General features: G+C 62.2%; 11 protein-coding genes. 2 read left to right on the top strand and 9 right to left on the bottom strand.

Going from position 1 to position 14359, the window contains the following annotated elements; all coding sequences use genetic code 11:
- Window positions 1-10: 10 nt before the first annotated feature.
- Window positions 11-691 (top strand): YiaD family glycine zipper/OmpA-like lipoprotein, encoded by a 681-nt coding sequence (locus ACYQ4Z_RS08400; RefSeq protein WP_119335647.1) that lies wholly within the window; start codon window positions 11-13, stop codon window positions 689-691.
- Here the strand turns inward: ACYQ4Z_RS08400 and ACYQ4Z_RS08395 are convergent.
- From ACYQ4Z_RS08395 to pilM, 9 genes are all read right to left on the bottom strand, one after another.
- Entirely contained in the window at window positions 688-2280 is a 1593-nt protein-coding gene (locus ACYQ4Z_RS08395; RefSeq protein WP_459860655.1) for an HDOD domain-containing protein, read from the bottom strand. The genes ACYQ4Z_RS08400 and ACYQ4Z_RS08395 overlap by 4 nt on opposite strands.
- Window positions 2281-2398: 118 nt before the next feature.
- Complete coding sequence (gene acnB / locus ACYQ4Z_RS08390) at window positions 2399-4996, bottom strand: bifunctional aconitate hydratase 2/2-methylisocitrate dehydratase (protein ID WP_459860654.1); 2598 nt, start codon at window positions 4994-4996, stop codon at window positions 2399-2401.
- A gap of 229 nt (window positions 4997-5225) precedes the next feature.
- The gene (aroB, locus tag ACYQ4Z_RS08385) at window positions 5226-6308 is read right to left on the bottom strand and encodes a 3-dehydroquinate synthase (protein ID WP_459860652.1); all 1083 of its coding nucleotides are present in this window, start codon (window positions 6306-6308) and stop codon (window positions 5226-5228) included.
- 36 nt (window positions 6309-6344) lie between these two features.
- Window positions 6345-6881 carry a shikimate kinase gene (locus ACYQ4Z_RS08380; protein ID WP_119335651.1) on the bottom strand — a complete coding sequence of 179 codons (537 nt, stop codon included), beginning with the start codon at window positions 6879-6881 and terminating at the stop codon, window positions 6345-6347.
- A gap of 39 nt (window positions 6882-6920) precedes the next feature.
- Entirely contained in the window at window positions 6921-9008 is a 2088-nt protein-coding gene (locus tag ACYQ4Z_RS08375) for a type IV pilus secretin PilQ (protein WP_459860651.1), read from the bottom strand.
- Between the two features lie 22 nt (window positions 9009-9030).
- Window positions 9031-9618, bottom strand: coding sequence for a pilus assembly protein PilP (locus tag ACYQ4Z_RS08370; protein WP_459860650.1), 588 nt, complete (start codon window positions 9616-9618; stop codon window positions 9031-9033).
- Window positions 9615-10274 (bottom strand): type IV pilus inner membrane component PilO, encoded by a 660-nt coding sequence (locus tag ACYQ4Z_RS08365; RefSeq protein ID WP_438438253.1) that lies wholly within the window; start codon window positions 10272-10274, stop codon window positions 9615-9617. Before ACYQ4Z_RS08365 ends, ACYQ4Z_RS08370 begins: the two co-directional genes overlap by 4 nt.
- A complete protein-coding gene (locus tag ACYQ4Z_RS08360; RefSeq protein ID WP_459860648.1) occupies window positions 10271-10861 on the bottom strand; it encodes a PilN domain-containing protein in 591 nt (196 codons plus the stop codon). The genes ACYQ4Z_RS08365 and ACYQ4Z_RS08360 overlap by 4 nt, the downstream gene beginning before the upstream one ends.
- On the bottom strand, window positions 10858-11895 hold the full coding sequence (pilM, locus tag ACYQ4Z_RS08355) for a type IV pilus biogenesis protein PilM (protein ID WP_459860747.1): 1038 nt from the start codon (window positions 11893-11895) through the stop codon (window positions 10858-10860). Before pilM ends, ACYQ4Z_RS08360 begins: the two co-directional genes overlap by 4 nt.
- Window positions 11896-11990: 95 nt before the next feature.
- Between pilM and ACYQ4Z_RS08350 the strand changes: the two genes are divergently transcribed.
- A complete protein-coding gene (locus ACYQ4Z_RS08350; RefSeq protein ID WP_459860647.1) occupies window positions 11991-14357 on the top strand; it encodes a penicillin-binding protein 1A in 2367 nt (788 codons plus the stop codon).
- Window positions 14358-14359: the final 2 nt, after the last annotated feature.

The raw sequence follows: 14359 nt of genomic DNA, 5'->3' as shown, positions 1-14359 counted from the left end.
AGGTGCACCGATGACCCGATTTTTGACCACCCGTACCGCGCGTGCTGGAGCAGCCGTGCTCGCGTCGGCAGCGTTGCTTGCCGGTTGCGTCACGACCAACCCCTATACCGGGGAACGAGCGAATACCGCGAAAGGAGCAACCGCCGGCGCCGTTGCCGGTGCGGTTCTCGGGAACGTCGTCGCAGGGAAAGGAGACCGGACCAAAGGGGCGTTGATCGGTGCCGCGGTGGGTGCCGTAGTCGGCGGCGCGATCGGCCATCAAATGGACCAGCAAGAGGCGCAACTGCGGCAGCAGCTTGCCAATACCGGCGTCGAAATCCAACGGCAAGGGGACACCATCCGGCTGCAAGCGCCGGAGGCGATCACCTTCGCCACCGGGAGCGCGCAATTACAACCGCGTTTCCTCACGGTACTCGACCAACTCGCGCAGAGCGTGCAGCAATACCCCAACACCCTCATCCGCATCGAGGGGCACGCCGACGCCACCGGCAGCGCGGCGTTCAACCAGACGCTCTCGGAAAACCGCGCGCAGGCAGTCGCGAGCTACCTGATGCAACGCGGTGTCGATCCGCGGCGCATCGTCGCGGTTGGGTTCGGTAGTTCGCGCCCGATCGCCTCGAACGCCACGCCGGAAGGGCGGGCGCAGAACCGGCGGGTGGAAATTTTGCTGATCCCGGCAACCGACGGCTAAACCGCTTCTTGCGCTTTCGTCCGCGCTTGCGCCCAGCCCAGCGCCACCTGGTTGCGCCACAGTCGAATCACCCGTTTGAGTTCGGGTGAGAGCTGGAATTGCCGGGGCAGCGGCTTGTCGAGATAGGCAAGCCCGAACGTCTCGTCGCGCGTGCGCAAGGGAAGCAGCAAGACACTTTCGCCGCGCGGCAGGCGGCGCATCGCGTCGGGAAACTTCGCGGCAATCGCGGGGTCGCTGCGCATCTCGATTTCGATGTCGAGCCCCCGCGCCACCGCCAACTGAAACACGTGCCCGGGGCCGGACAGCGGGATGTGCCAAAGCGCCGCACGCAGGTCGCGCCATTCGGGTGCGATCCCGAATGCGGGCACGAGCCGATCGCCTTCGCAGAGAAAGAGAAGAATCCGTTCACAGCGCAGCGCCCGCCAAGCGATTTCGCACGCCATTACCGCAACCGAGGCCCACGGCTGTCCTTCGAGCAGCGATTGTGAATACTCCTCGATTCCGACCAGGATCCGCCGCATCGCCTGTGCTTCATCGACGGGCGTTTGCGGGTCGGGTGCGTAGTCATTATTAGCGGATTCGCTTGCGGGCGTTGGTTCAGCGGCCGCCGCTGCCCGTTCCTCCGACGGTTCCACACGGCGAGACCAAGACGCGGCGCGACCAGGCTCCAGCTGCGGCTGGGGTTCGGCGAGCACCGCAAAGGGATCGCCACGCCCTACGAGGGCTTGCCACCAATGAGCAGCTGCCGCTTCGCACCGTTTGGTGCTCGCCTGCCACTGTGACGCATCGATCGACTTGAGAAACGGATAGCGGTGCGTCAGCTCACCATACAGCGCCGCGAGCGTCTTTCCTTGCGCCAGTTGCGCGCCAGCCGCCTCGGCTGCGGCGGTGAGCCAGCGCACGGCATCCTGTTCCTGGGTCAAGGTAACGGGCGGCGCACCAACCGTAGGCGCGATCGCCTGCTGTACCGCAAGCGGCAACCCCCACGCCTTCGCGACGAAGAGGCCGAACGTCGCACAATGCACCCCCAACACCTGGTACTCTGCTTTCGCCTCCGACATCCCGGCGGCAACGAGCGCCTGGATCTGTGCCGCTTCTTCGGAAAAGTAGTGATGAATGAGTAAGCGGCCCAAATGACGAAACAGCGTTGACAAAAAAGCACGTTCTCCTTTGATGCGGAAACTGGGGGCGAGCTGTTCGGCAAAGAGCGCGCTCACCAACGCGCGCGCCCACTCGACCGCGATCGTCCCCTGCGCGTTACCAAGCCGCTGCAAGACCACTGAGGCGAGCGCCAGGTTGCGCACCGTCTCCAACCCCAGGAGCACGAGCGCCCGCGACACCGTCGTGATCTCCGGCATGCCGCTGCGGCGGTAGGTGGCGCTGTTTGCCAAACGTAAGATCCGCGACGCCAGCGAAACGTCGCGTAGGATCACGCTTGCCAGATGATCGACACGCGCGTCGTTCGATTCGGCCAATTGCACCACCAACCCGACGCTGCGCGCCAGCGCAGGAAATTCGCCCTGCGCGTTCATCCGCTCCCAGAGCGACGCAAGGACCGATTGCGAGGAAGATTCAGAACTCTGTTCCATCGGGTCCATTGTAGGCGAAACACCCGGTATCGTGCACAGATGCGATGCTTGGCGCCGACTCCACAAAAAAGGGGGCCAAAGCCCCCTTCCTTGGGATCAGAACCCGAAGAACCGAACCTTACGCCGCGACTTGCTTGGCGACTTCGGCAAATTCCGGAATCTGATCGAAGTTCATGTAGCGGTAGATGTTGGGCGCTTGCGCGCTTACCGGTTGCATCAGCGCCATATACTCTTCGACCGTCGGGATACGCCCCAAGAGCGCGCATGCCGCCGCGAGCTCCGCAGACCCGAGATAGACCCGAGTATCGAGCCCCAGACGGTTCGGGAAGTTGCGGGTGGACGTGGACATCGCGGTGCTGCCGCGCTTGATCTGCGCCTGGTTGCCCATGCAGAGCGAGCAGCCGGGCATTTCGAGCCGGGCGCCGACGCGCCCAAGCACCCCATAGACCCCCTCTTCGCGCAGGATCATCTCGTCCATCTTCGTGGGCGGCGCGATCCAGAGGCGCGTGGGGATGTCGTTTTTCCCCTCGAGCACTTTCGCCGCGGCGCGGAAATGGCCGATGTTGGTCATGCACGAGCCGATGAAGACCTCGTCGATCTTGTCGCCAGCTACTTCGGAGAGGAGCTTGACGTCGTCCGGGTCGTTCGGGCATGCGACGATCGGTTCGGTGATTTCGTTGAGGTCGATCTCGATCACCGCAGCGTATTCGGCGTCTTCGTCGCGCTCCAACAACACCGGATTTTCGAGCCACGCTTCCATCTTTTCGATGCGCCGCGCCAAGGTTCGCTTGTCTTCATAGCCGTTGGCGATCATCCACTTCAAGAGCGTGATGTTGCTCTTGAGGTATTCGATGATCGGCTCTTTGTCGAGCTTGACGGTACAGGCCGCAGCTGAACGTTCGGCAGACGCGTCGGTGAGTTCGAACGCCTGCTCGACTTTGAGGTGTGGCAGCCCTTCGATCTCCAGAATCCGACCGTTGAAGATGTTTTTCTTCCCTTTCTTCTCGACCGTCAAGAGCCCTTGCTTGATCGCATAGTAGGGGATGGCATTTACCAGGTCACGCAGTGTGATGCCCGGCTGCATTTCGCCCTTGAATTTCACCAGCACCGATTCAGGCATATCGAGCGGCATCGACCCCGTTGCCGCAGCGAACGCGACAAGACCCGACCCAGCCGGGAACGAGATCCCGATCGGGAAACGGGTGTGCGAGTCCCCGCCTGTCCCGACGGTATCGGGCAACAACATCCGGTTGAGCCACGAGTGGATCACGCCGTCACCGGGACGCAAACTGACCCCGCCCCGTTCGGTGATGAATTTGGGCAGCTCTTTGTGCATCTTGACGTCGACCGGCTTCGGGTAGGCCGCGGTATGGCAGAAAGACTGCATCACCAAGTCGGCCGAAAAGCCCAAGCAAGCCAGGTCTTTCAGTTCGTCGCGGGTCATCGGGCCGGTGGTGTCCTGCGAACCAACCGTGGTCATCCGCGGTTCGCAGTAGGTCCCGGGGCGCACCCCTTTCCCTTCTGGCAAACCGCAAGCGCGGCCGACGATCTTCTGCGCCAGCGTGTACCCCTTGCCGCTCTCTTTGGGTTGCTGCGGCAGCCGGAAGAGGGTCGAAGCAGGCAACCCCAACGCCTCGCGCGCTTTCGCGGTCAGGTTGCGGCCGATGATCAGGTTGATCCGCCCCCCCGCGCGCACTTCGTCGAGCAAGACCGGGCTCTTGAGTTTCGATTCTGCGATCAGTTGTCCGTTTTTGTAGGCTTTGACTTCGGCCGTTTCGTGGTTGATCTCGAGCTCGATTTCGTCCCCCATCTCCATCTGAGAGACGTCGATCTCGATCGGCAACGCGCCAGCGTCTTCTTGCGTGTTGAAGAAGATCGGCGCGATCTTGCCGCCCAAGCACACGCCGCCGTAGCGTTTGTTGGGAACAAAGGGAATGTCTTTACCGGTCCACCAAATCACCGAGTTGGTGGCCGATTTGCGCGACGAACCCGTCCCTACCACGTCGCCGACATAGGCAACCGGATGCCCTTTTGCTTTGAGCGATTCGATCTGTTTGATCGGCCCGCGAACACCGGGCTCATCGGGCTTGATCCCAGGGCGCGGGTTTTTGAGCATCGCCAACGCGTGCAACGGAATGTCGGGACGCGACCAGGCGTCCGGCGCAGGCGAGAGGTCGTCGGTGTTGGTTTCGCCGGGAACTTTGAAGACGGTGATCGTCATGCGCTCGGGCACCGGCTCGCGGCTGGTGAACCATTCCCCCTCTGCCCACGACTGCAATACCGCTTTGGCGTTCTCGTTCCCCGCGTCGGCAAGCGCTTTGACGTCGTTGAAGTAATCGAACATCAACAAGGTGTGTTTGAGCCCTTCTGCAGCGATTTGGCCCACCACAGGGTCTTTCAGGAGCTCGATAAGCGGCGCCACGTTGTAGCCCCCCAGCATCGTGCCAAGCAGTTCGGTGGCACGCTCACGGCTGATGAGGGGATTGGTCTCGTCACCCCGCGCGATGTGGGTCAAGAATTCGGCTTTCACCTTCGCGGCGTCATCCACCCCGGGCGGCACCCGGTAGGTGAGCAGTTCGAGCAGAAACGCCTCTTCGCCTGCGGGCGGGTTACGCAGGAGCGCCACGAGCGCTTCGGTCTGTTCCTTGGAAAGCGGCAACGGGGGGATGCCGAGCGCCGCACGCTCGGCCACATGGGCACGGTAGGCTTCCAACATGACGATCACCTCGCTATGGTCTCGCACAAACAAAATATGTCTTATGTCTTTTATAAGACTAGAGGACTTGACAGAAAGATTCTACAAGAAAGCGCCCCGAGCGACAAGCATTCGCCCGGGGCGCCGTGCCTCAGTGTTTGACGAAACGAACTACCTTGCCTCAGTACGGCACCGTGTGCAATACCGAGCAACGGGATATGGTCTGACGCACCCTCTTGCCGGGATGCGCTCAGCCCAACCGCGCGGCCAAAGCCGCATCGACGACGGTTTTGGGGAGATCAGCGGTCACCACCGCTTCCCCGATTCCCTTGAGCAGGACGAAGCGGATTTTGCCGCCGACAACCTTCTTGTCACCCGTCATCAGTTGCCAGACCTGGTCGGTATCGAGTGCCGGCCCCCGTACCGGAAGGCCAGCACGGATGAGTAGCCCTTCGATCCGGGCACAGTCGTTTTCCGTGAGCCACCCCAAGCGAAGCGACACTTCGGCGGCGATCATCATCCCTGCGGCAACCGCCTCGCCGTGCAACCATTGCGTGTAACCGGTTGCGGTCTCGATCGCGTGCCCGAAGGTGTGACCCAAGTTGAGGGTGGCGCGAACGCCCCGTTCCGTTTCGTCCGCTGCAACCACCTCTGCTTTGTTCCGGCAGCTGCGCTCGACCGCGATCGCGATGCTTTCGGCATCGAGCGCCAAGAGCGACTCGATGCGGTGTTCCAGCCATTCGAAGAACGCGGCGTCGCGAATCAGTCCGTATTTGATCACCTCGGCAAGCCCCGCACGCAATTCGCGCGCCGGAAGCGTGCGCAAAGTCGCCGTATCGATCAACACCGCACGCGGCTGGTAGAACGCACCGATCAGGTTTTTGCCGCGGGGGTGGTTGATCGCGGTTTTGCCACCGACGGAGGAGTCGACTTGCGCCAAGAGCGTCGTCGGCACCTGAAGGAACGGCGCACCGCGTTGCCAGCACGCCGCAGCAAAACCGGCCATGTCCCCGATCACGCCGCCCCCCAGCGCGATCACGGTCGTTTCTCGCTCCGCGCGGACGTCGACGAGCGCATCAAAAATCCTCTGGAGCGTCTCCCAGTTTTTATAGCGCTCGCCATCGGGCAACACCACCGCCGACACCGCAACGCCGTGCCGTTCGAGCGCAGCGCGAAAGGTCTCCAAATAGAGCGGCGCCACCGTGGTGTTGGTGACGATCACACCGTTGGGTTGGGGCAGGTGGGGCAGCAACAGCTCCGCATGGGACAAGATCCCCTCATCGATCCAGATGGGATAGGATCGCGCCCCCAAATCGACGCTGACGATGCGCACGGCTCATCTCCTTTCTTCCGTTTCTGGTGCAGCCCCTCACGCCGACGTTGCGGGCAACGGCACCCCATAAGCGACCAGCGCTTCTTCGAGCGTTTGCACCACCGCAGACAACCGCCCATCGCGGGTGGGAACGATCAGGTCGGCCACTTCGCGGTACCAGGGGTCCCGCTCGGCAAGGAGCGCTTGCAGCCGCGCTTTCGGATCGGGCACCTGCAGGAGCGGGCGCGTGCGGTCGTATTGCAAGCGTTCCCACAACACCTCGAGCGGTGCTTCCAGATAGACGACCACGCCGCGGCGCTTGAACCGTAGGCGATTCTCCGCGCGGGTCACCGCGCCGCCCCCCGTTGCGATCACCAGATCCTCTTTGGCCAGCAACTCATCCAAAAGCCGCGCTTCGCGATCGCGGAACCCGGCTTCGCCCTCCAACTCGAAAATGAGCGGGATCGGAACGCCGGTGCGCGCTTCCAATGCTTCGTCGGCATCGACGAACGACAACCCGTGGCGGGCTGCCAACGCCTTGCCGATCGTGGTCTTCCCGGCGCCCATCATGCCCACCAATACGATCGGTTCCACACCTTCCTCGGTTTTCTGGGAACATGGGCGTAGTGTACCTTAGCGCAGGCGCAGATCGTCGCTGACGATGCGGGGGGTGAGGAAGATCATCAGTTCGGTGCGCTGTGCGGTCCGGTTGGTATTCTTGAAGAGGTTACCCATGATCGGAAGGTCTCCCAAAAAGGGGACTTTGTTTTCGTTTTGCTGATCGCTCTCCTCGAAAAGCCCACCCAAGATGACCGTGCCACCGTTTTCGACGATCACGTCGGTTGTGACCTGTTTCTTCAAAATCGGCGGGTTGCCCTGGACGCTCCGAGTGAAATCGGCACGGTTTTTCTCGACGAGCACCGACATACGTACCCGCCCATCCGGGGTGAATTGCGGCGTCACTTCCAGGATCAGCGCCGCCTCTTTGAACGAGACCGTCGCCGTTTGGGTAGTGGTGCCCGGCGTCACGTACGGAATTTCGTCGCCTACGCTGATCCGCGCCTTGACGTTGTTCGCGGTCATGATCTTCGGACTCGAAATGATGCGCCCGTTCCCCGAGACCTCGGCCAGGTTGAGTTCAAGGTTGAGGTAGCGCGTGAGCGACTTGTTGAAGATCGAAACCGCGAACGAACCGTAATTGGTGTTGGTCACGGTGGCGCCTGTGGTATTGGGCCAATTGAACGGGCCGATGGTGTAGAGCACCCCACCGCCCAGGCTCCGGATGCGCGCGTCATCAAACCCCAGACGCGCGCCGATTTCGCGCCCGAAATTGGTGGTCGCTTCGACGATGCGCGCTTCGATCACCACCTGTTTCGGCGGCACGTCGATCTCTTTCAAGAGCGCACGCACCGCGGCCAGGCGATCCTCGACGTCGGTGACGAAGAGTTTGTTCGTGCGCGCGTCGAAGGTCGCCGAACCACGCGCAGAGAGAAAGCCTTGCGTCTGGGCTCCGCCGTTGCTGCCACCGCCGCTTCGGCCGCTCACCAACATCTGATGGATCTCAGCAGCCGAGTGGTAATTGATCTGGAACGATTCGGTGCGCAGCACCCCTTTTTCCACTTTCTGGTTGATCGCCGCCAAACGCTCCTGTTCACGTTGCGCGATCTCTTGGGTGGGTGCAACCCAGATGATGTTGCCGTTTTGCCGTTTGTCGAGCCCTTTCGCCTGCAAAATGATATCGAGCGCCTGATCCCACGGCACCTCTTTGAGCCGCAAGGTGATCGTACCTTGCACCGTGTCGGACGCGACGATATTGAATCCGCTGAAATCGGCAAGCACCTGCAACAACGCCCGCACTTCGACGTTTTGGAAGTCGAGCGTCAACCGCTCACCGTTGTATTTCGGTTTGAGGAGATCAGAAACGGCATTCTCTTCCTCCTTGGGCGGCTCAGCGACCTCCAACACGAACGTGGTATCGGCCTGATACGCGGTGGGTTGCCAATCCCCTTTCGCCCAAACCGAAAGCACTGCATCGCGCCCCTTTTGGGCAAAGCGCAATTCGGTCACCGGTGTGCCGAAATCGCGGACGTCGGATCGGCGGTGCAAAAGATCGGGCAACCGGACGTCGGGGAAACGCACTTCCAGGTGGTCCCCCGCGCGGATCAGGTCGGGGGAGACCTTCGTCGAAGAGAGCGTTACGACGACACGCCCTTCGCCGCGTTCGCCGCGACGGAAATCGACGTCGCGAATTTCAGGGGTGTCGAACACCGCCTCGGCTGCCGGTGGCGCTGCGCTTCGCGCGGACGCGACTGCCGCAATCGCGTTCGCTACCGGCTCCGAAGCGGGTTGCGCCGCGCGGCGCCAGTCGATGCGCCACCCTTCGGGGGTAGCCGCAAGCGCATAGGGCACCGGCTCGTCGAGCACCAAGACGACGCGCAGCCGCTGCCCCGACTCCACCAGATAGACCCGATCGACTCCTGCACGCGCAAAGCGCTCTTCCGAGCGGCCCAACCCATTTTTAGCCCCGACGAAGTCGAAGATCGCGCGCACCGGCCCGCTCATCTGAAAGTGAGCAGGGGCAGGCACGGCCGCATCGAAACGCAACATCAGGCTCGCTTGTCCATCGCCACCCTCGACCAGTTCCAAGCCAGTGAGATTGGTCGCCCATGCGGAGAGTGCCATCCACATGCCACAGAAGCCAGCCAACCACCGCACTGCCACACGTCGCCACTCGTTTCGCACCTTACCCCCCTTGGCTCACCAATTCGCGTTCCCGTTCCCGCCAACGGCCGTCGTCGTCACGGACCAATTCGCGCAGCACGATCCGCCACCGTCGCCCCGCATCCGTTTCCGCCGGTTCGATCGCGACGATTTGGCCGAAATCTTTCCCCAAATAGTTGCCGACCGTCACCCGGTACAATTTGCCATCCGGCGCAGCGATCAGCCCCCACCGCGTCCCTTTCTGCTCCAGAACTCCGCGTAACGCCAAATCGTCCAACGCGAACGCTTCGAGCGGCTCACGCGCGCGCGTCAAATCGGGGGCAGGCAACCCGGGGTCGACCGCTGCCGCCTCCACTTTGGGTGGCGGCGGCAAGAAGCGCGACAATGCAAACGGATCGGGCAGATCATAAGCCGCATAGGTCAGCGGAACGATCGTGCGCACCTGCGGTAACGGTTTGACCCGCCCTTTGAGCGGCGCAGCGGATTGTTGCATCCACCGGACCAAATCCTCCGTGCCGTCCGGCGGCACCACCAACCCACACCCCGCAGTCAGCAGCGCCCCCACCACCGCGACGAACCGGGTACGCAGGAAACAGCGCCGCGCCATCATCGCCGACCTCCTTGGCGTTGCGCCGGCTTAGGCACCTGCGCCGCCCGCTCCTCCTCATCCAGATAACGATACGCAAAGAGCGTTGCGTCCATCTGCAGGGTTGGATTGTCGCCTTGTCGATTCGCGACAGCCAATTTGACGTCGGCGAACGAGACGACGCGGGGCATCGACGAGACGTCGCTGAGGAACCCGGCGATGCGGTGGTAATCCCCCGTCAACCGGATCGTCACGGGCAATTCGGCATAGAACTCTTTCACACTTTCAGTCCCCGGCCGAAAGAGCTCGAACCGCAAACCGCGCTGCAACCCATAGCGGTGCGCCTCTTTCAACAACCCGTCGACTTCGGCGCGACTGGGAAGGCGCTGCAACAGGTCCCCAAACTGCTTTTCCGCTGCTTTCACTTGGTTGCGCAGCAGCGGCAAATTGACTGCAAGCCGTTTCTTCGCCAGCCACCGCTCTTTGAGCTCCGGTTCTTTGGCCACCGCCGCTTCGATCGCCGCGATCTGATCGCTCCACAAGAGATACCACCCCAAAAAGAGGGCCAGTACGAAAGCCACGACCCAAACGGTGACCTGCGGCGCAAGCGGCCACAATCCCGGATCGTTCGGGTCGAGATCGCGAAACTGGGCAGCGAACCGGGCGAACTGCGCCTTCATCGCTCCGCTCCTTCCTTTTGCGTCGTACGCTGCTCGATCGAGGCTCGGTCGATCGTCACCACCAGCGCGAATTGAACGCCACTTTGCCGGTCGACTTCGGTTGCTTGCGTTTCGATCAAGCGGACGCGATGGAAATCGGGAGAAGACTCCAGCGCGCGCATCAATTCTGAGACCGTGCCGTTGGAGCGCGCCAGACCGCGCAAGGTGACCTCGGCGTCATGGCGCTCAACTTGGGTGAGCGCCACACCCTCGGGTAACAACCGCGGCAACGCATCGACGACAGCGATCGGTTCGACCCGCCGCAGTTGCAGCGACTCGATCACCTCTTTCCGCGCCAAAATCCCCGCAATCAGAGATTCCAGCGATTTGATCTCGGCGATTTGCCGGTCGAGCTGCGCAATCTCTTGTTCCAAGAAATGGTTGCGCGCCGTTTGCCGCGCCAAAAGGGAATCGAGCCACCACCACCCTGTGGCGACCACGAGCGTGGCGCACAGGGCCACCCCGCCCAAACCGAAATAGAAGCGCTGTCGTCGCTCTTCGCGCAGCGCTTCCCGCCACGGCAAGAGATCGATATCGATCGAATTCACGCTACCCCCCGCCACGCCAAGCCAGTTGCCAACGCAAATCGCGGTGCGACCGGCAACCACTCCTGCCAACGCGCTGCCACAGTCAGCTTCACCCAAGGGTTGAGCAGTGCCACCGGCGGCGAAACCATACCCTGCACCGCTTCGACAACCCCAGGCAATGTCGCGACGCCACCCGCGAGCAAAAGCCGGTCGATCTGCACCCCTCCCCCGGCCGCTGTAAGAAAAAATTTCAACAGATTGGCGACTTCGAACGCGAATTTCGCCAAAAACGGTTGCAACACGTCTGTCTTCGCCGCTTCGCTCCATTGATTCGACGCGACCATCTGGTTAGCCGCTTCGTTCGAACGCAAAAAACGTGCCAGGTCACGTCGGATACGGCTCGCTTCGAACGATTGGCTGCGGTCGAATCGCCGCTCGCCATTGACCCAGACAACGAGCTCGATCGTCTCTTCCCCAGCGTCGACGAGCGCCGTGACGCCAGAAAGCAGTTCCGCACGCAGCGCCGCGCGACGCAACGCCAGACTTTCCACGTCCAAGTGTGAGAGGGTCAATCCCGCTTCTTCAGCGATAAGCTGCATCGCCTCGACCCGCTCGTGGCGGGTGGCGACGATCACCACCCGTTCGGTTTCCGGTTCGACGCCAGGCCCGACCACCTGCCAATCGGCGCGCAGATCCTCGACCGGAAACGGAGACATCCGCGCCAATTCGGCAAAGACGAGCTCTTCCTTTTCCCGTTCGGAAAGGCCGACAGGAAAGTCGACGCTGCGTTGCATCACCGCACTGTCGGGCAATGCCATCACCGCCGCTCGGACGCCACCCAGCATCTGAGCCGCCTTCATGAGCGCGCCCACCACTGCCTTTGGATTGCCTACCCCAGACGCCGAATACCACCCACTTTCACACGGCACGGTTGCAACGCTTGCTAGCGCAACTGCCTGCCCCCGCCGCTGCAACTTGACCGCTTTGACGGCGGATGGCCCCAAATCGATGCCAACGCCCTCCCCCGCTTTTTGTTGTCGTCCCAACCGCAGCATCGAATGCAACGCCTCCCCTCGATCGATAAAAAACGCGCTTTCGCGGCAGCAAAGCTATAATCGGCGAATCTCCGCCCGCTGTCAAGACAATCGTTATGCGTTTGCTCAAATGGACGGCCGTTTCGTTCGCACTCCTCGTCTCGCCGCTTGCCGTGATCGCCACCGTGATCCTTTTTGCGTGGCAGGAACTGCCCGACGTTTCGCAGCTGGCCGATTACCGCCCCAAAATGCCGTTGCGCATCTACGCGAAAAACGGCGAAAAAATCGCGGAATTCGGCGAAGAACGGCGGGTGGTCGTCGATATCACCGCGGTACCGGACCACTTGAAAGCGGCGATTCTGGCCGCTGAAGACGAGCACTTCTACGAACACCCTGGCGTCGATCCGCTGGGCATCGTACGCGCCGCGATCGCGAACCTCATCACCGGTGCCAAGGCGCAAGGGGGTTCGACGATCACGATGCAGGTGGCGCGCAACTTCTACCTCTCGCGCGAAAAGAGCTACTGGCGAAAATTCTACGAAATTCTGCTCGCGATCAAATTGGAGCGGGAACTCAGCAAAGACCAAATCTTGACGCTCTACATGAACCAAATCTACCTGGGGCAACGCGCCTACGGGTTCGCGGCCGCAGCGCAGGTCTATTTCGGCAAGCCGATCCAAGCGCTCACGCTCGCTGAAAGCGCACTCCTTGCGGGACTTCCCAAAGCACCGTCACAGCTCAACCCCTACCGCAACCCGGAAGGAGCATTGGCGCGGCGCGAATATGTACTGCGGCGCATGAAGGAGGCCGGATTCATCGATGAGATGCAATACGAAGCCGCCAAAGCCGAACCTCTGACACTTGCCAGCGACCAGAAGCGCGAAAATACCGTCGTCAAAAGCGCCATTCCCTGGGGCGGGCACGTCGCCGAACTGGTCCGGCAACTGATCGTCGAGCGCTACGGCGTCGACACCGCAATGACCGCGGGGCTTCAGGTCTACACGACGATCGACCCCAAATGGCAACGGGAAGCCGAAGCCGCGGTTCGCCGGGGGTTGTTCGCTTACGACCAGCGTCACGGCTTTCGGGGCCCGGAAGGGGAGATCCCTGCTTCGGTGCTGCAGTCGCGTGATCCCGGTGCGCTCGCCGAAGCGCTCGAAGCCTACCCCGACGCGCCCGACGCGCTCGCCGCAGTCGTGCTCACCGTCGCCCCTAAAGCGATCACGGTGTGGCGCAACGGTACAACCCTCTCTTTGACCGGCAAAGGAATCGCGTTCCTCGAACGCGCGCTTGCGCCGCGTGCGCCAGCAGCGCTCCAGATTCGCCCTGGCGCCGTGATCCGTATTCGCCAAAACGAGCAAGGAGAATGGGAAGCGACGCAACTGCCCGATGCGCAAGCAGCGCTCGTGGCGCTCGACCCCACCACTGGTGCGGTCCGGGCGCTCGCTGGAAGCTACGATTTCGAACTCGCCAAATTCAACTACGCCACACAGGGTTTTCGTCAACCCGGTTCGGCGTTCAAACCCTTCATCTACTCGGCCGCGCTCGAGAAGGGGTGGATGCCGGGCAGCTGGATCGAAGACGAGCCGATCGTCTTCGGCCCCGAGATCACGGGAAGCAAGGAGTGGGCGCCGAAAAATTACGACGACAAATACGAAGGGTGGATGCGGGTGCGCGAAGCGCTCGCCCACTCGAAGAACCTTCCAGCAATCCGCATCCTCCACGACATCACCCCCCAATACGCGCAACAGTGGATTACCCGCTTCGGGTTCGATCCCAAACGGCACCCCCCGTATCTCACCATGGTCCTTGGCGCCGGGGAGACCAGCCCGTGGGCACTTGCACGCGCCTACGCGGTCTTCGCGAACGGGGGTTATCTTGTCGAACCCTATCTGATCGACGAAATCCGCGACGGTCAAGGGACACTGCTCTGGAAGGCGCACCCCACCGTTGCCGGAGACGAGCGCATTCGCGCGATCCCCGCGCGCAACGCCTGGTTGATCGACTCGATGCTCCACACCGTGGTCGAACGGGGAACCGGCGCGGCGGCGCGACGCGCCCTCAAACGCAACGACCTCGCGGGCAAAACAGGCACTACCAACGACGCGGTCGATGCCTGGTTCGCCGGCTACCACCCGAGCCTCGTTGCGGTCACCTGGGTGGGTTACCCTCAGCCCAAACCGCTTGGCAAACGGGAGACCGGTGGCCGGGCGGCACTGCCGATCTGGATCGACTTCATGCAGACGGCGCTCGCGGGCGTTCCGGAGACCTATTTGCCGATGCCATCGGGGATCGCGACCACGATCCTCGACGGCCGACCTGAGTATTATTACACCGAACTGCCGCCACCAGATCCCTATCCGCCAACACCCATCTGGGAAGGCGGCGAGGGGTGGAACCCCAATTTGCTGCCCACCCCCGAAACGCCCCCCAGTGAGCGTACGCCGTATGCGCCGATCTTGGAGCGCTCTTTCCTCAACTGAGA

It is taken from the genome of Hydrogenophilus hirschii (assembly GCF_054656675.1).
The sequence above is the reverse complement of the archived record's forward strand: the minus strand, read 5'-3'. Positions and strand labels throughout refer to the sequence as shown.

Excerpts from the sequence above, each read along its gene's own strand:
- ACYQ4Z_RS08400 (WP_119335647.1), top strand. The coding sequence starts at position 11 with ATGACCCGATTTTTGACCACCCGTACCGCGCGTGCTGGAGCAGCCGTG.
- ACYQ4Z_RS08395 (WP_459860655.1), bottom strand. The coding sequence starts at position 2,280 with ATGGAACAGAGTTCTGAATCTTCCTCGCAATCGGTCCTTGCGTCGCTC.
- acnB (WP_459860654.1), bottom strand. The coding sequence starts at position 4,996 with ATGTTGGAAGCCTACCGTGCCCATGTGGCCGAGCGTGCGGCGCTCGGC.
- ACYQ4Z_RS08370 (WP_459860650.1), bottom strand. The coding sequence starts at position 9,618 with ATGATGGCGCGGCGCTGTTTCCTGCGTACCCGGTTCGTCGCGGTGGTG.
- ACYQ4Z_RS08365 (WP_438438253.1), bottom strand. The coding sequence starts at position 10,274 with ATGAAGGCGCAGTTCGCCCGGTTCGCTGCCCAGTTTCGCGATCTCGAC.
- pilM (WP_459860747.1), bottom strand. The coding sequence starts at position 11,895 with ATGCTGCGGTTGGGACGACAACAAAAAGCGGGGGAGGGCGTTGGCATC.
- ACYQ4Z_RS08350 (WP_459860647.1), top strand. The coding sequence starts at position 11,991 with ATGCGTTTGCTCAAATGGACGGCCGTTTCGTTCGCACTCCTCGTCTCG.